General features: G+C 47.2%; 26 protein-coding genes. All 26 read right to left on the bottom strand.

What is annotated here, in order from left to right:
- Positions 1-2: 2 nt before the first annotated feature.
- The 26 genes from aroB to cmk all read right to left on the bottom strand — a co-directional run bounded on the left by aroB (position 3) and on the right by cmk (position 20,745).
- On the bottom strand, positions 3-1,097 hold the full coding sequence (aroB, locus tag EJP77_RS03565) for a 3-dehydroquinate synthase (RefSeq protein ID WP_127197776.1): 1,095 nt from the start codon (positions 1,095-1,097) through the stop codon (positions 3-5).
- Positions 1,097-2,266 (bottom strand): chorismate synthase, encoded by a 1,170-nt coding sequence (aroC, locus tag EJP77_RS03570; protein WP_127197777.1) that lies wholly within the window; start codon positions 2,264-2,266, stop codon positions 1,097-1,099. Before aroC ends, aroB begins: the two co-directional genes overlap by 1 nt.
- Positions 2,267-2,447: 181 nt before the next feature.
- Positions 2,448-2,621, bottom strand: a complete 174-nt coding sequence (locus EJP77_RS03575) for a UPF0175 family protein (protein ID WP_127197778.1) — start codon at positions 2,619-2,621, stop codon at positions 2,448-2,450.
- Positions 2,622-2,693: 72 nt separating this feature from the next.
- Positions 2,694-3,527: a CheR family methyltransferase gene (locus EJP77_RS03580; RefSeq protein WP_127197779.1), complete on the bottom strand. Its 834-nt coding sequence runs from the start codon at positions 3,525-3,527 to the stop codon at positions 2,694-2,696.
- The gene (gene ndk, locus EJP77_RS03585) at positions 3,518-3,961 is read right to left on the bottom strand and encodes a nucleoside-diphosphate kinase (RefSeq protein ID WP_127197780.1); all 444 of its coding nucleotides are present in this window, start codon (positions 3,959-3,961) and stop codon (positions 3,518-3,520) included. The genes EJP77_RS03580 and ndk overlap by 10 nt, the downstream gene beginning before the upstream one ends.
- 104 nt (positions 3,962-4,065) lie before the next feature.
- Positions 4,066-5,040: a polyprenyl synthetase family protein gene (locus EJP77_RS03590; protein ID WP_127197781.1), complete on the bottom strand. Its 975-nt coding sequence runs from the start codon at positions 5,038-5,040 to the stop codon at positions 4,066-4,068.
- Positions 5,037-5,900, bottom strand: coding sequence for a menaquinone biosynthesis protein (locus EJP77_RS03595; RefSeq protein WP_127197782.1), 864 nt, complete (start codon positions 5,898-5,900; stop codon positions 5,037-5,039). The genes EJP77_RS03590 and EJP77_RS03595 overlap by 4 nt, the downstream gene beginning before the upstream one ends.
- Positions 5,860-6,534 (bottom strand): UbiX family flavin prenyltransferase, encoded by a 675-nt coding sequence (locus EJP77_RS03600; protein WP_246021656.1) that lies wholly within the window; start codon positions 6,532-6,534, stop codon positions 5,860-5,862. The genes EJP77_RS03595 and EJP77_RS03600 overlap by 41 nt, the downstream gene beginning before the upstream one ends.
- Positions 6,531-7,400: a UbiA-like polyprenyltransferase gene (locus EJP77_RS03605; protein ID WP_127197783.1), complete on the bottom strand. Its 870-nt coding sequence runs from the start codon at positions 7,398-7,400 to the stop codon at positions 6,531-6,533. The genes EJP77_RS03600 and EJP77_RS03605 overlap by 4 nt, the downstream gene beginning before the upstream one ends.
- On the bottom strand, positions 7,393-8,118 hold the full coding sequence (locus EJP77_RS03610) for a demethylmenaquinone methyltransferase (protein WP_127197784.1): 726 nt from the start codon (positions 8,116-8,118) through the stop codon (positions 7,393-7,395). Before EJP77_RS03610 ends, EJP77_RS03605 begins: the two co-directional genes overlap by 8 nt.
- A gap of 23 nt (positions 8,119-8,141) precedes the next feature.
- The gene (locus EJP77_RS03615; protein ID WP_127197785.1) at positions 8,142-8,906 is read right to left on the bottom strand and encodes a heptaprenyl diphosphate synthase component 1; all 765 of its coding nucleotides are present in this window, start codon (positions 8,904-8,906) and stop codon (positions 8,142-8,144) included.
- Between the two features lie 123 nt (positions 8,907-9,029).
- Entirely contained in the window at positions 9,030-9,563 is a 534-nt protein-coding gene (locus tag EJP77_RS03620; RefSeq protein ID WP_127197786.1) for a hypothetical protein, read from the bottom strand.
- 156 nt (positions 9,564-9,719) lie between these two features.
- On the bottom strand, positions 9,720-9,950 hold the full coding sequence (gene mtrB, locus EJP77_RS03625; protein WP_127197787.1) for a trp RNA-binding attenuation protein MtrB: 231 nt from the start codon (positions 9,948-9,950) through the stop codon (positions 9,720-9,722).
- A 100-nt stretch (positions 9,951-10,050) separates the two neighbouring features.
- Positions 10,051-10,323 (bottom strand): HU family DNA-binding protein, encoded by a 273-nt coding sequence (locus EJP77_RS03630; protein WP_127197788.1) that lies wholly within the window; start codon positions 10,321-10,323, stop codon positions 10,051-10,053.
- A gap of 214 nt (positions 10,324-10,537) precedes the next feature.
- Positions 10,538-12,016, bottom strand: a complete 1,479-nt coding sequence (spoIVA, locus tag EJP77_RS03635) for a stage IV sporulation protein A (RefSeq protein WP_127198301.1) — start codon at positions 12,014-12,016, stop codon at positions 10,538-10,540.
- Between the two features lie 382 nt (positions 12,017-12,398).
- Positions 12,399-13,142: a DUF3939 domain-containing protein gene (locus EJP77_RS03640; RefSeq protein ID WP_246021658.1), complete on the bottom strand. Its 744-nt coding sequence runs from the start codon at positions 13,140-13,142 to the stop codon at positions 12,399-12,401.
- 39 nt (positions 13,143-13,181) lie between these two features.
- Positions 13,182-13,535, bottom strand: a complete 354-nt coding sequence (locus EJP77_RS03645) for a 2Fe-2S iron-sulfur cluster-binding protein (protein WP_127197789.1) — start codon at positions 13,533-13,535, stop codon at positions 13,182-13,184.
- Positions 13,525-14,139, bottom strand: a complete 615-nt coding sequence (locus EJP77_RS03650) for a nucleotidyltransferase family protein (RefSeq protein WP_127197790.1) — start codon at positions 14,137-14,139, stop codon at positions 13,525-13,527. Before EJP77_RS03650 ends, EJP77_RS03645 begins: the two co-directional genes overlap by 11 nt.
- Positions 14,140-14,176: 37 nt before the next feature.
- Positions 14,177-14,395 carry a DUF2768 family protein gene (locus EJP77_RS03655; protein WP_425464221.1) on the bottom strand — a complete coding sequence of 73 codons (219 nt, stop codon included), beginning with the start codon at positions 14,393-14,395 and terminating at the stop codon, positions 14,177-14,179.
- Positions 14,396-14,500: 105 nt separating this feature from the next.
- Positions 14,501-14,776, bottom strand: a complete 276-nt coding sequence (locus EJP77_RS03660; protein ID WP_185897137.1) for a stage VI sporulation protein F — start codon at positions 14,774-14,776, stop codon at positions 14,501-14,503.
- Between the two features lie 69 nt (positions 14,777-14,845).
- Positions 14,846-15,886, bottom strand: a complete 1,041-nt coding sequence (locus tag EJP77_RS03665; protein ID WP_127197792.1) for an NAD(P)H-dependent glycerol-3-phosphate dehydrogenase — start codon at positions 15,884-15,886, stop codon at positions 14,846-14,848.
- Positions 15,879-16,493, bottom strand: coding sequence for a glycerol-3-phosphate 1-O-acyltransferase PlsY (gene plsY, locus EJP77_RS03670; RefSeq protein ID WP_127197793.1), 615 nt, complete (start codon positions 16,491-16,493; stop codon positions 15,879-15,881). Before plsY ends, EJP77_RS03665 begins: the two co-directional genes overlap by 8 nt.
- A gap of 11 nt (positions 16,494-16,504) precedes the next feature.
- On the bottom strand, positions 16,505-17,827 hold the full coding sequence (gene der, locus EJP77_RS03675) for a ribosome biogenesis GTPase Der (RefSeq protein ID WP_127197794.1): 1,323 nt from the start codon (positions 17,825-17,827) through the stop codon (positions 16,505-16,507).
- A 249-nt stretch (positions 17,828-18,076) separates the two neighbouring features.
- The gene (gene rpsA, locus EJP77_RS03680) at positions 18,077-19,327 is read right to left on the bottom strand and encodes a 30S ribosomal protein S1 (protein WP_127197795.1); all 1,251 of its coding nucleotides are present in this window, start codon (positions 19,325-19,327) and stop codon (positions 18,077-18,079) included.
- A gap of 132 nt (positions 19,328-19,459) precedes the next feature.
- A complete protein-coding gene (locus tag EJP77_RS03685) occupies positions 19,460-20,041 on the bottom strand; it encodes a lysophospholipid acyltransferase family protein (RefSeq protein ID WP_127197796.1) in 582 nt (193 codons plus the stop codon).
- Positions 20,038-20,745: a (d)CMP kinase gene (gene cmk, locus EJP77_RS03690; RefSeq protein ID WP_127197797.1), complete on the bottom strand. Its 708-nt coding sequence runs from the start codon at positions 20,743-20,745 to the stop codon at positions 20,038-20,040. Before cmk ends, EJP77_RS03685 begins: the two co-directional genes overlap by 4 nt.
- Positions 20,746-20,752 lie beyond the last annotated feature (7 nt).

Below are 20,752 nucleotides of genomic sequence, written 5' to 3' on the forward strand. Positions count from 1 at the left end.
CGCTATGCCTCCTCTTTCAACTGCTCTATAACCTCTCGAACCTCATCCAGCGTGATATCTGTAACAATATCCACCTTGCCTATGGCAACCGGAAGCACAAAGACAATCTTGTTATCCTTAAACTTCTTATCATGGAGAAGAGCATGGATCAGAGCTTCTGTATCCAAGTGCTTTGGCAGCGAGGTGGGCAGTCCGAACCTGCCAAACAACTGCTTTGTTCTCGTATAGATCGACTGATCTCTTCCCCGCTTCACAGCCAGAAGAGCTGAACCCATCATGCCGATGGAGATCGCTTCCCCATGCAGAAATTCACCGTAACCTCCAACCGCTTCAATCGCATGTCCAATGGTATGTCCGAGGTTAAGGATCGCTCGCAATCCATTCTCGCGTTCGTCCTCTGAGACTACAGCCGCCTTGATCGCACAGCCTCGTTCCAGTCCATAAGCCAAATCCTCACGATTCAGAGCCAAGAGGCTCTCTGCCTGATTAAGGCACCATTCTGCAAATGCCTCATCCCAGATCAGTCCATGCTTGATCATTTCGGAATATCCTGCCTTCACTTCGCGCATTGGAAGTGTCTGCAGTGTATCCACATCATAGAGGACCATAACAGGCTGATGGAAAGCACCGATCATATTCTTGGCTAGCGGATGATTTACCGCAACCTTGCCGCCGACACTGCTGTCATGGGCTAGAATGGTCGTAGGAATCTGCACGAAGCGGATTCCCCGCATATAGCTGGCAGCTACGAATCCTGCCAGGTCGCCTACCACGCCTCCGCCGAGAGCAAGCACGGCAGAGTTCCGGTCAAGCCCGCCTTCGATAGCTGCGGTCATCACATTTTCAAACACGGATAATGATTTGGCTTTCTCACCAGCATTAACAATAGAGGTCACGACACGGTATCCGCTTTGCTGAAGTGTATGTAACGTCTTCTCGAGATAGAGAGGTGCGATATTATCGTCAGTAACAAGCAGCAGTGAGTTTTTGGTCGTTATACCATGCTTTTGAAGATAGCTCCCCAAATCATTTAGAAGACCGCTTCCAATGTAAATGGGGTAGGAACGCTCACCCAGTTCCACCATTAGCGTTCTCATTAGTAATTCTCCAATTGCTCTTTGTAGCTTTGTACGTTTCTCTCAATTTCTTCGATAGAGTCGCCACCGAATTTCTCCAAGAAAGCTTTAGCCACTTCCCAGGCAACAACGCTCTCCAGTACCACGCTTGCGGCCGGTACAGCACAGGCGTCCGATCGTTCTACTTGAGCCGTGAAAGGTTCTTTTGTATCAATATCCACACTTTGCAGTGGTTTATAAAGCGTAGGAATCGGCTTCATTACGCCGCGAACCACAATCGGCATCCCGTTCGTCATGCCGCCTTCAAATCCGCCCAGACGATTGCTTGCCCGGTAGTACCCACGTTCTTCGCTGTACAGAATTTCATCATGCACTTTAGAGCCAGGAATCGTACCCGCTTCAAATCCGATACCGATTTCAACACCCTTAAAAGCATTGATTGACATTACAGCTTGGGCAATCCGTCCATCCAGCTTGCGGTCGTACTGAACATGGCTTCCGAGCCCGACTGGTACGCCTTCGACAATACATTCCACGATTCCGCCGATGGAATCTCCATCCTGCTTGATCTGATCGATGTAGGCTTCCATCTTCTTCTCTGTATCAGCATCTACAACACGTACCGAGGATTGTTCTGTTGCTTCACGCAGTTCATCTAGCGACAAGTTATGAGGCGGCGCTTCAATCTCACCAATTCGAATCACCTGACCGGCAATCTTAATGCCGAAATGTTCCAGTAATTGACGGGCTACTGCACCACAAGCCACCCGAATCGCTGTCTCCCGCGCGCTGGAGCGCTCTAGCACATTTCTTAGGTCTTTCAAATTATATTTCAATCCGCCGTTCAAATCAGCATGTCCCGGTCTTGGGCGGTGTACGCGGCGCTTCTCTTCATCCGATCCTTCAATGGGCTCAATATTCATAATATTCTGCCAATGCTTCCAGTCATTGTTCTCTACAATGAGGGCTACCGGAGCACCTGTGGTGTACCCGTGTCTAACTCCGCCGGCAATCTTGGCTGTATCTTTCTCGATCTGCATACGGCGGCCGCGGCCGTAACCCTTCTGGCGACGTAAAAGTTGGAAATTAAGTGCCTCGAAGTCAATTTCCAAATTGCTCGGTAATCCCTCTATAATCGCAGTGAGCTGGGGACCGTGTGTCTCCCCTGCCGTTAAATAACGTAAACTCATGATGCGTTCCCCCTTTAAACTGTTAAACTGTAATTGGCTAAAATCCGAGAATTCTTTGCTCATTATAGTATAGGTTCTGCGCTTTTGACAAGGAAAGCCAATGAGAGGATTCCCAAAACGAAAAAACGCACCATCTCCTGAAGCAGGAGTTAGTGCGTCAACATTATTGATATGTCATTTACTAGCCGACCGTTTCCCTACCAAGAAGCTCAGCTTCTGCTTCACTGCTATCTTCTTCATTCTTACTGCCGAGTAGACTTTCTACCTGTCTTCTCTCCACGCCAAGAATCTGCGCACACTCCTGAAGTGTCAGGAATCCGCGCTGGTAGGCGTGAATCACTTTTCTTTTGTCCATGACCTTGCCTCCGATATGGATTTACATATAACCAGTATCGGAGATTCTGGACATGAATATACTAGTGATTTTTTACATTTTCCGATAAAAGAATGTATCTGCGGCTTCCAGTCCATATCTGCCCGGGGAGAAAATCTGTTCAGTACTTCCCACAAATAGAATCCCGCCAGGGCGCAGAGCATTCGCAAACTTTGTATAAAGAGCGCTCTTCGCTTCTTCAGTAAAGTAAATCATTACATTGCGGCATACGATAAGATCAAAATCTTCTTCAAAACGATCCAGCAGCAGATTCTGCTTCTTGAACGTTACCGCCTTCTTCAGCTTGTCATCGATCCGATACATCGCACTGCCTTCAGGCTTAAAGTAGCGCCGGCTCACTTCCTCTGGTACATCCTTCAAGGATCTTTCCAGATATAGCCCCTCGTTAGCTTTCGCCAGGGCACCTTCATCGATGTCAGAGGCTAGTAAATAGCTGCTTTGGAGCAAGCCCAGATCGGAGAGTATCATGGAAATGGTATAGGGTTCCTCCCCGGTGGAACACGCCGCGCTCCATACCTTAAGACGCGATCTACTGGCAACCAGTTCAGGAATGATTTTGTCCCTGAGAACTTCCCATCGGTTCGGATTACGCCAAAATTCAGAGACATTAATCGTCATCTTATCAAGAAATTCATAGAAGAGCTTCTTATCCGCCATCATGGCACTAAAGAAAGAACTGAAAGTAGAATGACCATTCTTGGTTCTTAAGGTGGTCAATCGCCGTTTCATTTGAGCTTCCTTATACTGCGCCAGGTCAATGCCGGTATGCTGCTTAACACTTTGAATAAAACCTACATAATCGGGATCTGGTGAAGTTCCCTCTTGTTCCGTCTTGTCAACTTGAGCAGGGGTGCGACTTAGATCCACGTGTCCGTACTCTTCTTATAGTTAAGTATTTCATGCGGTTCGAAGAAGTTAGCGATTTCACGTTCAGCACTCTCCACCGAATCGGAACCATGAATAAGATTTGACGGAGTATGGGCGGCATAATCCCCACGAATTGTTCCCGGTTGTGCTTCTGTAACATTTGTTTTGCCAATGACGATACGTGACAATGTTACAATTTCATCGCCTTCCCAGACCATCGCGAACACAGGCGCCGAAGTAATAAAGCTCACCAGGTTGTCAAAAAAAGGCTTACCTTCGTGTTCAGCATAATGTCTCTTGGCTTGCTCCTGTGTAATTTGGACAGGCTTGGCAGCCACCAGCTTAAACCCTTTGTCTTCCAAACGGCTAATAATCCGGCCGATCAAGCCGCGCTGTACGCCATCCGGTTTAACCATCAAAAAAGTACGTTCCATAGAATAGGTAACCCTCCCGTTGTGTCGCCGCTTTCTCTCGTATCCAGGCGAATCTAGCGGACTCACTCCATATATTAGCAGAATAATGCAAGGGTGATAAGTGCTTAATAGGCTCTTCTGTTGACAAAATAAGCAATGTCCTGCAAATGCTTCTTCGCTTTGTTGTCTTTGAGACGCTGGAGTGAGGACAGCGCCTTCTCAATATATCTGTCGGCAAGTAATTCAGCACGTGAAATTCCTTGGCTGCCAAGGATCATCTGAATGGCCCGGGAAGTATCCGCAGAACCATCCCCGGCATGAATATCGGCAATCTCACGTAGAAGCGGTTCTCGCAGTCTCTCTTCCTGAAGGGCAAATAGCACGGGAAGTGTGATATTTCCCTGTCTCATGTCACTGCCTGGCGGCTTGCCCAGCTGCTTCTCGGTGCCTTTTAAATCCAGCAGATCGTCCCGGATCTGAAAAGCCATACCTACATTATAGCCGTAACGGTACAACATTCTGCTCACTTCAACCGGTGCATCAGCAGCTATCGCTCCGAGCTGACAGCTCACCGCGATTAAGAGAGCCGTCTTCCGGCGGATCCGAAGCAGATAGTTCCGGACGGATTGACTCGTATTGAAGAAATCCCGAATTTGTTCCATCTCGCCGATGGACATTTGGACCAACGCTTTAGATAAAATCCGGTGTATCTCCGGGTTACCCAGCTTGGTTACGAGTGAGAGCGCTTTGGCATAAATATAATCGCCGGTGTACATGGCGATCTTGTTATCCCATTTTGATTTAACGGTAGGCTTGCCGCGGCGGGTGTGGGCATCATCAATGACGTCATCGTGCACCAGGGATGCCGAATGAATTAATTCCAGAGGAACTGCAATATGCTGAAGGCGATCCAGATTGTAGTTGCCAAATTTGCCACCCAGCAGCACGAACACAGGGCGCAGTCTTTTCCCCCCCGCCTGAAGCAGGTGAAGAGAGGTTTCTTTAAGAAGCTCCTGATCCACGTCAATGCTCCGGTACAGCTGCTGCTCCACAGCATCCATATCTTTCTTTAGTGTCCCGAAAATATCCAATAGTTTCATTCTTTCACCCGTGTCAGCTTATTGTCACTCCATATATTTAAAGGCACTTCGGTCTTTAGTAGACCCATTTCGTAGGCGTATTTAAAATACAACGCAAGTCCGGCTTGCTGCTCGTCCTTGAAATCATAACATAGATTACTGAAATAATGTCGCCAGTAGTCCGATGTGCCTCCGATGTGTTCAACTGACCGATTAATCAAAGGCTTCAAATCGCTTAGACTCCGCTGCTTGCTCGTAGCAAAAGCATCAACTATCTCGCTCAGCAGCTCTGAATTTTGCTCTGCAAAAGTCCGTTGAACCGTCCACACTGCAAAAGTCATTCCGTAACCCGTCCATCTTTTCCAGACTTCCCCTAAATCTGTAACAATATAACCATGATCTTCCCATGAAGCCCGTATCGCATGATCTCCAATAAGCAGGGCTGCATCACTTTCCTGCATCATGGATGTAAGTTCGGGTTCGCTATTCCAATATGTAGGCCTGCCTCCATATGCTTTCTCCACAATAATCTTAAGCAGATTTATAGAGGTGGCAGACGTATTCGTTAGAGCAATTTTGCCGTTGATTACTCGTTCCAGGGGTTCCCTGGAGAAGAGTAAAATAGAATTGACCGCATTTCTGGCACTGACCGATAAATCAGGCAGCAGTACAAATTGCTCGTGACCGAGTCCATAAGCAAACGAAGAAATCGGTGACAAATCCAGAGATCCTTCCAGCATCCGCCGGTTAAGAATAGCGGGTACCTCCGTTACCATACTCACTCGTCGCGATAAGGTCTCCGGGTGAAAATGATGAAATATCGGCCACACATTCGTGTAATCAATTTGTCCGATGAGGATTCTGTTCTCCCTGTTGTCCACCTGTATCCCCCCATCTCGTAAACAAGCGATGATCTATATTAAGACTGTCTAGTACTTTACCCACGAGGAAGTTAATCAAATCATCCATGCGCTTCGGGCCGAAATAAAAGGCCGGCATCGCCGGAATCATCCGTACTCCGAGCCTTGCTAAAGTAAGCATATTCTCCAAATGAATGGCGTGCAGAGGTGTCTCTCTGGGCACAAGCACAAGTGTGCGGGATTCCTTCATCATTACGTCCGCGGCCCGGGTCATCAGGTTCTCAGACGAGCCGTGAGCAATCGATGACAGCGTGCCCATGGAGCATGGCATAATAATCATGCCATCAACACGAAAGGATCCGCTTGCTATGGATGCGCCGATATCTGCCACAGGATGGTAACGATAAGTTCCTGCGTAGGAGCCAAACTTCTCAGCAAGCAGTGCCTCCCGGTTAGTCGTGTTCCAACCGAGTTCCTCTTTAATTACCCGCCAGCCCGCATTAGAGATGACGATATGGACAGTTATTCCAAACTTAAGAAGCACCTCGATCAGTCTTACTCCATACACCGACCCGCTAGCTCCAGTGATCCCTACGACATACGCTCTGGATGAGTAAAGCTCCACCGCTTTAGAATCGATATGAACGTCCATCATTGATTCACCAGCAGATCAATTAGCGTGAAAGAAAATACAACAATGCTCAGAACCCCGTTCATCAGGAAGAATGCAGTCTGAAGGCGACTTAAGTCTTTCGGGGAGACGATGGTATGCTCATAGAAAAGAATTAAATAAGCAATAACCATTCCGGTAATGTACCACCAGCCCAAATGTGTCATAAGAAAAAGTGCAACGAATCCGAGCGCGGTTATAATATGAAAAACTCTGGCTATTTTAAGCGACTTAGCAACACCGAAGCGTGCTGGAATCGAGAAAAGCCCTTCTTTTCGATCGAACTCGATATCTTGACAAGCATAAATAATATCAAAACCCGCCACCCAGAAAGTAATAGTCGCAAAGAAAATCAATGCCGGTCCATTTACAGTTCCGTTCACAGCTACCCAGCCCCCGAGCGGCGCTAAGGCTATCGTCATGCCCAGCACCACATGACAAAGCCATGTGAAGCGTTTGGTATAGGAATATAGCACCAGCATAAATACAGCAATGGGAAGAAGTTTAACTGAAAGCGGATTAAGCTGTGAAGCAGCCCAGAATAGTAAGATAAATGATACTACGATAAAAACAACGACTTCGCTGATTCTCAGCAGTCCAGCAGGAATGGCGCGGCCTGCGGTGCGCGGATTCTTCTTATCACTTACCCTGTCGATCAGACGGTTAAGCCCCATGGCGGCGCTTCTTGCTCCGAACATGGCAAGCAGTACCCAGCCAATCTGTGACCAGCTGGGCAGGTGACCATTTACCGCAACGGAGCCCAGAAGAGCTCCCATAAACGCAAATGGAAGGGCAAATACGGTATGTTCAAATTTGATCATTTGTAGAAAGATTACAGTTTTCTTAAACATCTGGCGTCTCCTTGATTCCGATATGTAAAGCAGCAATTCCACCTGTCAGAGGATAAGCTTCCACCTGAGTCAGTCCGATGTCACGGAAAATTTGAGCCAGTTCATGTCGGCCGGGAAATTGCACAAGCGAGTCCGGAAGCCATTTATACTGCTCGTAACGTTTAGCGAACATTTTACCTAGAAGCGGTAGAACTCTGTTGAAGTAGAAATAATAAATACCTTTGAAAGGCTGCCAAGTAGGCTTGGACAACTCGAGACAGACAACCATGCCACCGGGCTTAACCACTCGCTTCATTTCACGGAGCACCTGGTGCAGATCAGGAACATTCCTTAGACCGAAACCGATGGTCGCATAATCAAATTGACCGGTCTCGAAAGGAAGATCCATCGCATTGCCCTGGTATAGCTGAACCTTTCCGTCAAGTCCGCGGGCATGAATCTTGCCCCGTCCGACCTGCAGCATATTCTCGCTGAAGTCCAGACCCTTGATCTGTCCCCCGCTCTCTTCAGCCATGCTTATCGTCCAGTCACATGTTCCGCAGCAGAGATCAACGGCTGTATCTCCTGCCGACATGGCCATTTTTTTCATAGTAAATTTGCGCCAGGCCTTGTGTCTGCGGAAGCTTAAAATGTCATTCATTAGATCGTATTTTGGAGCAATGCTCTCGAACACGGAGTGCACAAATTGTTCCTTTTGATTAGGAGATTGTGATTCCATTGAATTCTTTCACTTTCCCTTCCTTATAAAGCAGGCTTTGATAATCTTAGGATGGAGACAAAAGGCTCAATCAGCTCGTACAGCTCTTTACGAAGGCTTTCATCCTGCAAATCCAATATGAACTGCTGGATTCGATCCAGAGATGGCTGCAACTGGGCTGTAACCAAGTCATGGGCTGCCGAAATGTTCGTAGCTGCCCCGGAAGTTACCGCTAGCACATTATTCAACTGTATCATCGCTGTCTCGCAGCGGCTGACTTCATCAAGCAGCTTCAACCAGGCATGCTGATACGACTGATCAAGCAGTGAACTTAAGGGCAGATAAAGCTCCATGTTAAGTTCAACCTGACTTTGGAAGAGATCCTCTGAAGACAAATTTGATTGAAGCACCTTTGTATACAAATTCACTTTCTTACGGTTCACTTCACATACAGCCGCACTAAGCTCAGATATCAGTTCCGTCCTGCCCGCACTGGCAAGCAGTTCATAGAACAGGCTGCTAAAGTAATCCCCGGCAAGCACATTTAACTGGCGAGAGCGCATTCGGCTCTCCACCTTGCGAACCGGTTCGGCATCGATTAGGTCATGGGTATCCATACCTAGCTGAACAAGATATACGGCCAACGCTATGTTCTCGGCATCAACTTCGTTAAAGCTTTCTTGATAATTTAAAAAGGTGTAAAGCAAACGAACACGGGCATTCGCAAAAGGCGGCAGCTCCGTGTGAGTCGTTATCATGTCGTAATCGACGTATTTTTTTGCTAATTCAGGTATGCGATAAGTTCTCATCCTCTTCCTCCGGGCCGCTCATACTGACGATGTCTATTTACATGTCACAATCCAATATAGTATAGCATATGTTGTTTCGGCACGCACGGAGTTAAGCTGAATCGAAAGGATTTACCAGCACCTTTACTCAAACCGGTTCTTCCACAAGCTTGTAACCGTCAAACGGAAATACTGCCTCAGTTCATCAGATAGAGGATGATCGCCTAAATTCTCCAAGTCATCCAGCGCCGAAGGCGGCCACTCTCCGCGGCGCACATCCGAGGCCAGAAGCAAATGCTTGGTACCAACCCACTTGTCTTCGGCAACCAGCCGGATTAACAGTTGAGACACATTACTCGTCCGCTCAAAAGAAAACCGAATCAGCTCGGCCATGTTCAGGTACAGAACGGAGGGCTGGTAGCTCTCTTCACCAATCTTTAAATCTACCGAAAGGATCGATTGATTGAGGTTAACCTTTGACAATCGTACCGATAGAGGAAGCTGTGAAAGTTCATCTACCAAATTATTCTCCGTCAGATCAATCACTTTGCCATCGGCAAAAGCGTTATAGGCTGCTATACTCCTCCATGTATCCCCGTGTGCTGTAAATGCAGCCACCGCAAGCGCAGTGGTCAGTGTCAGTATGAATGCTGTTAAGATTGTCGTCCATCTTTTCATGGTATCCTCCCCCTCTACAGTTCATGTCCTGCTTGGTGGCAGATACATTCAGGGTCCATACCTCATTTTATACAGTCTGGACGTCAGGAAGAACGCCTTTATTAATTCTACCCGAGCTTAATCTTGTGTATGAAAAAAAGCAGGCTGCGCCTGCGGTTATTCTTCCGTATCGATTACACCGTGCTTGGTCATGACGATCGCTTTGCCGCGAACTTTAACTGCGGAGGTATGATCCGTGAATTGGGCAATCAGAACCTCGCCCTTGTCCAGCTTCTCCGTATGATGGAACCGGGTATCTCTTCCCCGGGTAAGTCCAATTACTTGAACCCCCTGCTCTTTAGCTTTAACTACAAAGTAGTCCCCATTGTTCACGTTCTGTTCATCCACTATATTAAACCTCCCACTTCGAATTGCCTTGCCCTATTCAAAAGAAAAGGCCGTGAACAAATGCTCACGGTCTTTGTAACGGAAGAAATATGTAGAAATCTTATTTGATTCCGTCTTTGAGCGCTTTACCCGGTTTAAACGCTGGGATTTTGCTCGCAGGGATTTCGATTTCCTCTCCGGTTTGTGGATTGCGTCCTTTACGTGCGGAACGTTCACGAACTTCAAAGTTACCGAAGCCTACCAGTTGCACCTTGTCTCCATTTTGAAGTGCTTCTGAAATCGCTTCAAATACCGCGTCAACGGCTTTAGTAACATCCTTTTTGGACAGTTCCGTAGCTTCAGACACCTGTGCGATCAAGTCAGATTTATTCATCCTGTTTCACCTCCCCGAAAAGGAATAACTGCTGCTCTGCTATACTTTGTTTCCGTTTTGACCGAAAATATACGTTAATCTTCGGAAGAACAAACTTATAGTAATACACCTAAAGCAGAATTTCAAGGTATTTCAGGGTTTTCGCTGGATTCAAGTCTCTTTTCATAGAAAAAAACCGACCAAGATGAACCTTGGCCGGTCATAATTCTCATGCTTACAAAATAATGGCAATTAATCCGCCGGAGCCTTCGTTAATGATTCGTCCCAGCGTTTCCTGTAATTTGTAACGTGCATTATCCGGCATCAAGGCAATTTTGCCCTGAATTCCTTCGCGCACAATGGAATGCAAGGATCTTCCGAAGATATCGGATTCCCAAATTTTGATTGGATCGCTCTCGAAATCTTGTACCAAATAGCGTACAAGTTCCTCGCTCTGCTTCTCGGTACCGATAATCGGCGAGAACTCAGATTCTACATCCACACGAATCATATGAATGGATGGAGCGGTTGCTTTGAGCCTTACTCCAAATCTGGATCCTTGACGGATTAATTCTGGTTCATCCAAGGCCATCTCAGCCAGCGATGGAGCGGCAATTCCGTAACCCGTTGTCTTGACCATTTCCAGCGCTTCTGCGAAGCGGTCATATTCCTTTTTGGCATGGGTGAATTCCTGCATAAGCTGCAGCAAATGATCTTTACCGCGGATCTCCACACCCACAACGTCTGTCAGGATTTGATCGTACAGCTCATCCGGGGCGAACAGGTCAATCTCTGCAACCCCTTGACCCATATTCAAGCCGCTGAGGCCGGCACGCTCAATGAAGTCATATTCAAGAAAATTAGCAACGACCCGATCCACATCCCGGAGACGACGAATATCCTTGACCGTATCGCGAACTGAATTCTCATAATTGCTGCGCAGCCAGTGATTCTCATTCAGGACCATAACCCAGCTAGGAAGGTTCACATTCACTTCATGTACTGGGAATTCATACAGCACTTCACGAAGAACGCCGGTGACATCCTCTTCTGTCATGGTTGCTGCGCTGAGCGTGAGAACAGGAATATCATACTTCGCAGCAAGCTCGCTCCGAAGCTGAAGAGCTTCTTCACTGCGGGGCCGAGTTGAATTAATAATAAGGACAAAAGGCTTGCCGACTTCTTTGAGTTCAGCAATGACCCGCTCCTCGGATTCCACATAGGAATAACGCGGGATATCCGCAATCGTTCCGTCCGTCGTAACTACCACACCCAGGGTGGAGTGTTCCTGAATCACCTTGCGGGTGCCGATCTCAGCTGCCTCCTGGAAAGGAATCGGTTCTTCGAACCATGGCGTTGAGATCATCCGGGGGCCATTTTCATCCTCATATCCTTTTGCCCCTTCTACTGCATATCCAACGCAATCGACCAGCCGCACGTTCACTTCAAGGCCTTCGTCCACCTTAATTTGAACGGCATTATTCGGGACGAATTTGGGTTCTGTTGTCATAATGGTCTTTCCCGCTGCGCTTTGCGGAAGCTCATCGATTGCACGCACGCGGTCTGCTTCGTTCGTAATGTTAGGCAGGACTACCGTTTCTACAAACCTCTTAATAAAGGTTGATTTACCTGTACGAACAGCTCCAACGACACCCAGGTAAATGTCACCTCCGGTACGTTCGGCTATGTCCTTGAAAATATCTACTTTTTCCAGTGCCAATGAAATCCCCTCCTCAAATTTCGCCGAAGGAAAAATGCTTTTGAGAGCATCCGCTTCGTTATTCACTGAGTCATTCATAATTGCAACGGCAGAGCACTGTTGTTGCCCCTACCTGTGTCCGCCGCCAGAAGCCTGTTTGGAGATATAGGAACGAAGCGGCGTGAACTCGTACATGCTTTAGGACTAGTACCATCATATGTACCAGATACGGAAATATGACAGATATATAGATACCTGAGAATTATTTATGTTCCGGGACAAAGGGTTAGACCACGATCACCGGAAAATCCGCCATATTGTATATGTATGTGAATCTATAATTTTTATGTCATCAGAATAGGAGAGTTTAAATAAAAAAAGACCCTATACGGGTCCTTTATTGGCTTACAGCAACAGGCTGCTTGTTCTGCCAGTGATAGGGCAGAGACTTGACAGGTACAAAGTAAGAATGCTCGAGAAGCAGGCTTCTAAGATCGGTATCTGCCTTCGGTGTAACCCCCGACTTCTCTACGGCCTGCATAATATCAAGCGCGTAATCTACATATACCTGTCCTCTTGGGTCAAGAAGATAATCAGAAGTTTGCCCGGAATAAAAGCTTGTCCAGGCGAGTGACTCACTGTTGATCGCCATAAGATCAATGGAGTAAATACCAGGATACAGCTCCTGCCCAACCGGGAGTTTGCCTTGATGACTGCTCTTGTACTTATCAACCGCGCGCTGAATATCATTGACCTTCTGTACCGTGGTCAGTTCCATGACCTTCACTACAGGCTTTGTCTCCTCATCGAGAATCAAGAAATAAGCCGAGCCTCCTTGTTCAAACGCCGTTGCAGGAATCTCATCAATATATCCCGTCTTATTCAGCTTATCCAAGTCAATTCTGAACTTCTCGAACCGCGGAGTCGATTCATCCGCATTCAGAATAGGAAGGATGCCCTGATCCTTCTGAAATTGATCGACAGCGAGCTGCAGACGATTCACACTCTCACGGTAAGACACCTGATTACCCGGGCGGCTCTCTCTAGGATACATACATCCTCCCAATACGCCGAGAAGAAAAGTGCTAATAAACATCACAGCACCAAAGCGGGAAATCAACCGTACAAATTTATTGTTCAAGCCTACCCATCCTTATCTGCTAATATAAATGTTGCCATCTTACCATAAATCGTCCTCTGCCTGCTGCTTCTCCAACTGCCTGCGAATGGCCGCTTTAAGCGGATCCTCTGGCAGTACAACTACTGCCGGACCTGTAACTTTAGCCTGACAGGCCAGCCTTGTTCCCTGATCCATCATAGAACCAAGCTTACGACGCTCGGCATCAGTTGGAGTCGAAAGTCCACTTTGGCCCTGCTGATCCGGCACGTTGACCTTACACATAAGGCATCCTGCGTTCCCTCCGCACCGAGTTGCAATGTGAATCCGGCCCTGACGAGCAGCAGAAAGCACTGATGTTCCCCGGCGTACCTTAACGATCTTACCAGTGGGTTCAAACTTTATCTCACAATCCATCAAGTATGCCCCCTCCACTCAGCTGACTGGCGATGATGTCTAGATGCTTCTGAGACCATTTATTCCGCGTAATCAGATCCCGAAGCAGGGGAAGGTGATCCTCCGTATGAAGGCAGATCGCCCTGGCAATAGGTACGTAACGATCTGGCCTGTCACGCAGCACATTGAACAAAAATTCGTGGCTTAACGGCATCAATCTAAGCTGCTCGGTCTCCAGCTGGACTATAGGGGCTTGTCCAGACAGCAGTTCCTCTATTTCAACCTTATAATGGCTTCCCTCGGTCTTAATCTCAAATCCACCAACCAATTCAAGCACATACTGACCCATTTGATAATGGCTTAAGAGAGAGACATAAATACCACTTTCATCAAAGACCTGCTCATCTATGGATCGAATCCCCAGGATTTCATGAAGATCTCGTGCGCCTGTAAGGTCCGTGTACACATCAATGTCCCGAGGAGCTTGTTCCAGTGCAATGCTCTGGAGCCAAAGTCCACAACTCCCTCCAACAAGCCACCTCTGCCGGCTGTTTCCCCATTCGCGTGCTAAATGACGAAGAGCATCCAATAACTCCGGGTTGTGGGTATTTCTTAATCCCTCCATCACTCTACCTCTTTCTAGTGAACTTCCTGCTTGCCCTCTAAGTGATGGACACAACGCCTACCAGAAAACCAGCAAGCATAATAATAAAAGCAATCAAAGAAAGCAAGCCTCTAACCAGGCCTCTAGTCTTTGCCCTTGCAAACGTAATCAGAAATACGGACAATCCCATAACAAGAATGGCCGCAATCGAGAGCCACATTTTGGTCATTGCATCCATGCGTGTGAGTTCCCCCAGTGTCATTATTATGAACAACATTATAGCATTGTCCCCAAAAAAGGGCTACGGCGTACTAAAAAGACCCTGCCGGCTGTTGTACAGGGCATGGGTCTTCTCTCAAACCTATAAAGGAGTGCAGCTGTATTATTTTTTGAGCATTAACTTCATAAGGGCTTCCATATTGCTAGGGTTCATCCCACTCTTTTTCACAGCTCCAACAATTTCATTAATTGTCGCCTCAGATACGGGTACATTTGCCATAGCAGATACCTGCTTAATCAGTTGCCGCAGCTGCGTCTCACTCTGAAGTGTAGAAGGCTTAACGGTGCTCGCCAGTTTCTTCACAGCATTCTCCGTAATCGGCTTGCCCGTCTTCTTATTAATCGCATTCAGAGCTTCTTTAGAAATGTTCTTGTTCAAGTTCTCCCCTCCTCTGGCAGTCGTTACACTTAATGTATGACTAATGCACAGAAAAGGTGTGGGCATCAACTAAGTATGCCACTGTTCCCAGGTTTCCTGGGACATGACTTCCATTTCCGTCTTGCGATCCCGGCCCATCAGAGCTTCGACCGCCGTCTTGGCGGGCATATCTTCAAACAGAACATGATAGAGCTGAGTTGCAATCGGCATCTGCACGCCATATTTCTCTGACATCGTATGTGCAGCTTTCGTAGTCCGTATACCTTCTACAACCATTCCCATGGACTCCAACACTTCTGGAAGCGGCTTGCCCTGACCCAGAAGTGATCCGGCACGCCAATTACGGCTGTGCTGACTTGTTGCAGTAACAACCAAATCACCAATACCAGCAAGTCCAGAGAACGTGAGCGGATTAGCGCCCATCTCTACACCGATTCGAGTAATTTCCGCCAGCCCCCGAGTAAGAAGTGCCGCTTTTGCATTATCTCCAAATCCAAGTCCGTCCGACATTCCCGCTCCCAGAGCAATAATGTTCTTCAATGCTCCGGCAAGCTCTACTCCAACCAAATCCCGATTGGTATATACCCGGAAAAAGTTATTCATGAACAAATCCTGGGCACGCTTCGCCTGCTCCTCTTCCAAAGAAGCGACTACTACGGTAGTTGGACAGCGTTTGACGACTTCCTCGGCATGACTTGGACCGGATAGAACAACAATATGTCCTTCCTGACATCCAAGTTCCTCGGAAATTACAGTAGAGATACGCTTCAGCGACTCTGTCTCGAACCCTTTAGTAGCATGAACAACCAGCATATCCTTGGTCCAATACTGCTTTAACTGGCGAGATACCTCACGAACGGCAGAAGACGGAGCTACCATAATGACAGCCTGCGCTCCACTCACTGCTTCTTTCATATCTGTTGTCGCCTGTATATTGGCCGAAAGAGAGATCCCCGGCAAAAAACGCTCGTTCTTATGTTCCCGGTTAATTTCATCCATTTGCTTCTCATTCCGCGTCCAAAGAGATACTTGTATCCCTTTATCCGCAAGAACACTCGCTAAGGCCGTCCCCCAGCTTCCCGCAACTAGTACAGCAGCTTTACTAAACAACCCTGCTTCCCCCTTTGGATCCGAGTTTGTTCTCCTTACCCTGCGCAATTTTCACAATGTTCGTGCGGTGTCTCCAGAAAGCAAAGACACAAATAATTAGGCTGGTCCAGAAATAAGGTCCATGTGCTCCCATGATCAGCAAGAGAATGGGAGTCAGACCGACAAACAGCAAAGAACCAAGTGAAACATAGCGCGTAATAACAATAGAAACTATGGCAATCAAACCGGCAATTAGAGAAGGAAGGAAAGCTAGGGACGCCATGACACCAATGGTCGTAGCAATCCCTTTTCCTCCGCGGAATCTGAAGTAAATCGGCCAATTGTGGCCGATAATGGCGGCAATTCCGCAGATGGCAGGTACCCAGTCAGAATCATCACCGATCCAGCGTCCAAGCCAGATTGCAGCGATTCCCTTGAGTACATCCAGGACCAGCACCAGGATTGCCGGGCCTTTACCAAGCACACGAAGGGTGTTGGTTGCCCCGGCATTTCCGCTGCCATGCTGCCGTATATCAATGCCTTTCAAGGTTCTGGCCAGCACCACGCTGAAGCTGACTGAACCTAACAAGTAGCTAATAATTACTGCTATAACAGATGTTAAGCTCACACTTCTCTCTCCTAACCTTCATCCGATTTACGGCGGGTAAACAACCGGATCGGTGTGCCTTCAAAGTCAAATGCTGCCCGGATTTTGTTCTCTAAATAACGCTCATACGAGAAATGCATGAGCTCCGGATCATTGACGAAGACCACAATGGTCGGTGGCTTAACCGTCACTTGAGTGACATAATTAATTCTCATCCTGCGTCCTTTATCCGTAGGAGGAGGATTAATGGCAACCGCATCAGAGACAACATCGTTCAGCAGATGAGTCTGAACGCGTCTGGCATGCTGCTCTGCGACATGCTGAACTACAGGGAGCAGCTTTTGAAGGCGCTGTTTAGTGAGCGCAGATAGGAAGACAACAGGAGCATAAGTCATGAACAAGAAGTGATCACGAATATTCTTCTCAAAATTATGCATGGTCTTGTCGTCCTTCTCTACAGCATCCCATTTGTTAACAACGAAGACTGAGGCTCTGCCCGCTTCATAAGCATAACCGGCGATGTGCTTATCCTGTTCAATAATGCCTTCTTCACCATTAATGACAACAAGCACCACATCGGCACGTTCAATTGCCTTCATTGCACGCATGACACTGTATTTCTCAGTTGTCTCGTACACCTTGCCTCTTTTTCTCATACCCGCGGTATCAATTAAGACGTAGCGCTGGCCATCCTTCTCAAAAGGAGTATCAATCGCATCACGCGTTGTGCCTGCTACATCACTGACAATGACACGTTCTTCTCCCAGAATGGCATTTACAAGCGAGGATTTACCTACATTCGGTCGTCCGATCAGGGCAACCCGGATCACATCTTCATCGTATTCCTCATCTTCAAGCTCAGGCAGATTCTCCACAATCGCATCAAGCAAATCACCCACGCCAGTACCATGGCTGCCTGATACTCCAATTGGATCGCCAAAGCCTAAATTATAGAACTCATAAATATGATCCGCGCGGCTTAAGTTATCCACTTTATTTACAGCAAGAATGATGGGCTTACCCGAACGATACAAAAGAGCAGCCACTTCTTCATCCGACTGGGTCAAGCCTGATTTGGCGTCACACATAAATATAATGACGTCTGCCTCTTCGATGGCAAGTTCAGCCTGCATCCGAATCGATTTGAGAATCATGTCTTCCCCGTCCAGCTCAATACCTCCGGTATCGATAATACTGAACGATTTACCGTTCCATTCCCCAATTCCGTAAATTCGGTCACGGGTAATTCCCGGTTTATCTTCCACAATGGCCAATCGTTCGCCTATAATGCGGTTGAAAATCGTAGATTTTCCCACATTTGGACGTCCTACTATAGCCACAACGGGTCTTGCCATATGAACTCCTCCTAAATGTTTACGTAGGCCTGCTTAACTTTATAACAAGAGCTGAAAGTGATGTCTCTCAACTACATGAAGTTTTGCCATATATAACGATATCGTAAACTTGTCTTTGTGACTCGTAACTCATCATAGCAAAAAATAACTTGCTTGGCTAACCAATCCATGGATAACTTAAGCTTAAGCTACAAAAAAATCGGCGAACCCGTCACGAGTTCGCCGATTCCTCTTCATGGTGAGAATATATTATTTGAGTTTGCTCAGCTTATCGCCAAAGCGCTCTCCAAGTGTAATGCTAAGACCTTGGTTGCTAAGAGAAACGTTAGGATTGTTGTTGATATCCTCACGGTTCACACGATCAGCACCACCGCCACCTCTTCTTTCCGTTCTTTCCGGCTTAGCTTCTTGAGCAGGAGCTTCTTCAGTTTCTTTGATGCTCAGGCTAACCCGTTTCTCGGAAGGGTTCACGTCAAGGATTTTGACTTGGACAGTTTCGCCTTCTTTAAGTACTTCTTGAGGTGTACCGATATGTTTGTGAGAGATTTGGGAAATATGAACCAAACCTTCTACTCCAGGTGCAATTTCAACGAAAGCACCGAAAGTAACCAGACGTTTCACTTCACCGCTAACGATGTCGCCAGTCTTGAAGAGTTCTGCAGCTGTCTCCCAAGGTCCAGGTGCAGCAGCTTTAATACTCAAGCTGATTTTGCCTTTCTCCGGATCAACCTTCAGAACTTTGACTTTCACTTCATCGCCTTCGGAAAGAACATCAGCAGGCTTGTCAACATGATTCCATGCGATTTCGGACACGTGAACAAGTCCATCCACGCCGCCTACATCAACAAAAGCGCCGAATTGAGTCAGACGTTGTACTTTACCGTCGATCAATTGTCCTTCTTTTAGGTTGCCCATTACTTGTTGTTTGTTTTGCTCGAATTCTTCATCAAGAACATCCTTAGCGGAAAGAATGACTTTGTTGTTCTCGCGGTCAATTTCTTTCACTTTTACGCGAAGAGTGCGACCTTTATAGTCACTGAAATCTTCAACGAAATGACGCTCTACCATAGAAGCAGGAATGAATCCGCGAACACCAACATCTGCAACAATGCCGCCTTTAACTACATCAGCAACAGTGACTTCAAATGTTTCTTTGTTCTCAAAGCGCTGGGTCAGGACTTCCCAAGCGTTCTCGCTGTCGATCGCACGTTTGGAAAGAACCAGTCTTTCTTTCTCATCATCGATGCTTACGACTTTGGCTTCTACTTCTTGTCCTACTTCAACTGCATCCGAAGCATTATCCAGATGAATAGAAGATAATTCACGAATAGGAATGACGCCGTCATATTTATATCCAATGCTTACGTAAGCCTGGTTATCCTCAACTTTAACGATAGATCCTTTGACGGTGTCACCTTTTTTCAAGGACACGATTTGCTCCAACTCATCTTGATTTGTCACTTCAGTATTGTCTTGCTGGTCTTTGATTTCTTCCGACATCTCAATACCCTCCTCGATTCAAAACCCCATTTATTTAAACCCGCGGCTAGCGTGGTTCAAAACATGCATTATATAGTAGCTTTCCAAACTTCCAATTGTTCATGCATGATTTGGCCCGTAAATACGGGTCTTTTATCCGCGGGCTTTAAGCTCCGCAATGTGATGCATAATCTTCTCAGTGGCCAGTTCGAGCGAATCAGGAGACGGTGTCTCACGAAATTCGGATAGATCCACTGGTGCACCATAAATTACTTTGGTTCTGCGAAATAATTTATAATTCCCAATAATGGCAGCCGGAATGACAGCCGCATCACTGCGAAGCGCAAAACTTGCTGCGCCTTTCATAGCCACTCCGCTCTCCCCTGAACTCGAACGTCTTCCCTCAGGGAAAATGCCCATAACTTTGCCGCTTCGCAGCAGCGTCAAAGAAGTTTTAATTGATTCTTTGCTCACGCCTCCACGTTTGACGGGAAAAGCGCCGAGCTGTTTGATGAGCCATCCGAGTACGGGAACCTCGAAAAGCTCTGCCTTTGCCATGAAATGAACTTTGCGGTCTAACAGAATACCGACCGTAGGCGGATCAAAGTTACTGATATGATTGGAACAAAGCAGCACGCCGCCTTCCTTTGGAATATTTTCAAGTCCTATTGCTTTCAATCTGAACAGAAACTTGTAAATAATCCTAAGCGCCCCGCGAACTAAGTAATAAATCATATCCGTCCTCGTTCCTTCCCATACGTTCTGCACATCGAAATGATCGCATCCGTAACTTCAGACAGGCTCATGTTCGTTGTATCCAGAAATTCGGCATCTTCCGCTTGACGAAGCGGTGATATCTCACGCTGTTCATCAAGGCGATCCCGCTCGGCAATATCATGCTCAAGCTGTTCCAAGGTGATGGCAGCCGTATCCTTAATTTCATTATAACGGCGCCGTGCCCGTTCCTGCACACTTGCGGTCATAAAAACCTTAACTTCCGCATCAGGGAGTACTGTAGTGCCGATATCGCGACCGTCCATGACGACGCCTTTGCGCAAAGCCATTTGCCGCTGCAATGTAACCAGCAGGTTGCGCAGCCCCTCGATTTGCGCATATCGGGACACCTTGGCATTCACCGCGAGTGAACGGATTTGGTCGCTAACGTCCTCACCATTAACCAGCACTTTCTGGCCATCTACTCCCGGTTTTAATTCAATAACCATGTTTTGAGCCGTTTGAAGCACCTTTTGATCTTCTTCCGGTTCAATTCCTTTGAGAAGCATGTACCAGGTAACTGCCCTGTACATTGCCCCTGTGTCTACATAGACATAAGCAAGAGCTTCTGCCACCCTTCGGGCGATTGTGCTTTTGCCGGCCCCAGCAGGTCCGTCTATTGCGATGTTGATATTCCCGCTCTCGTATGACTTATGACTTGCCAACGGGGTA

This window comes from Paenibacillus zeisoli, from assembly GCF_003994465.1.
Classification (GTDB): Bacteria; Bacillota; Bacilli; order Paenibacillales; family Paenibacillaceae; genus Fontibacillus; species Fontibacillus zeisoli.

Excerpts from the sequence above, each read along its gene's own strand:
- aroB (WP_127197776.1), bottom strand. The coding sequence starts at position 1,097 with ATGAGAACGCTAATGGTGGAACTGGGTGAGCGTTCCTACCCCATTTAC.
- aroC (WP_127197777.1), bottom strand. The coding sequence starts at position 2,266 with ATGAGTTTACGTTATTTAACGGCAGGGGAGACACACGGTCCCCAGCTC.
- EJP77_RS03575 (WP_127197778.1), bottom strand. The coding sequence starts at position 2,621 with ATGGACAAAAGAAAAGTGATTCACGCCTACCAGCGCGGATTCCTGACA.
- ndk (WP_127197780.1), bottom strand. The coding sequence starts at position 3,961 with ATGGAACGTACTTTTTTGATGGTTAAACCGGATGGCGTACAGCGCGGC.
- EJP77_RS03590 (WP_127197781.1), bottom strand. The coding sequence starts at position 5,040 with ATGAAACTATTGGATATTTTCGGGACACTAAAGAAAGATATGGATGCT.
- EJP77_RS03600 (WP_246021656.1), bottom strand. The coding sequence starts at position 6,534 with ATGATGGACGTTCATATCGATTCTAAAGCGGTGGAGCTTTACTCATCC.
- EJP77_RS03605 (WP_127197783.1), bottom strand. The coding sequence starts at position 7,400 with ATGTTTAAGAAAACTGTAATCTTTCTACAAATGATCAAATTTGAACAT.
- EJP77_RS03610 (WP_127197784.1), bottom strand. The coding sequence starts at position 8,118 with ATGGAATCACAATCTCCTAATCAAAAGGAACAATTTGTGCACTCCGTG.
- EJP77_RS03615 (WP_127197785.1), bottom strand. The coding sequence starts at position 8,906 with ATGAGAACTTATCGCATACCTGAATTAGCAAAAAAATACGTCGATTAC.
- EJP77_RS03620 (WP_127197786.1), bottom strand. The coding sequence starts at position 9,563 with ATGAAAAGATGGACGACAATCTTAACAGCATTCATACTGACACTGACC.
- EJP77_RS03630 (WP_127197788.1), bottom strand. The coding sequence starts at position 10,323 with ATGAATAAATCTGACTTGATCGCACAGGTGTCTGAAGCTACGGAACTG.
- EJP77_RS03645 (WP_127197789.1), bottom strand. The coding sequence starts at position 13,535 with ATGGATTGTGAGATAAAGTTTGAACCCACTGGTAAGATCGTTAAGGTA.
- EJP77_RS03650 (WP_127197790.1), bottom strand. The coding sequence starts at position 14,139 with ATGGAGGGATTAAGAAATACCCACAACCCGGAGTTATTGGATGCTCTT.
- EJP77_RS03655 (WP_425464221.1), bottom strand. The coding sequence starts at position 14,395 with ATGTTGTTCATAATAATGACACTGGGGGAACTCACACGCATGGATGCA.
- der (WP_127197794.1), bottom strand. The coding sequence starts at position 17,827 with ATGGCAAGACCCGTTGTGGCTATAGTAGGACGTCCAAATGTGGGAAAA.
- rpsA (WP_127197795.1), bottom strand. The coding sequence starts at position 19,327 with ATGTCGGAAGAAATCAAAGACCAGCAAGACAATACTGAAGTGACAAAT.
- EJP77_RS03685 (WP_127197796.1), bottom strand. The coding sequence starts at position 20,041 with ATGATTTATTACTTAGTTCGCGGGGCGCTTAGGATTATTTACAAGTTT.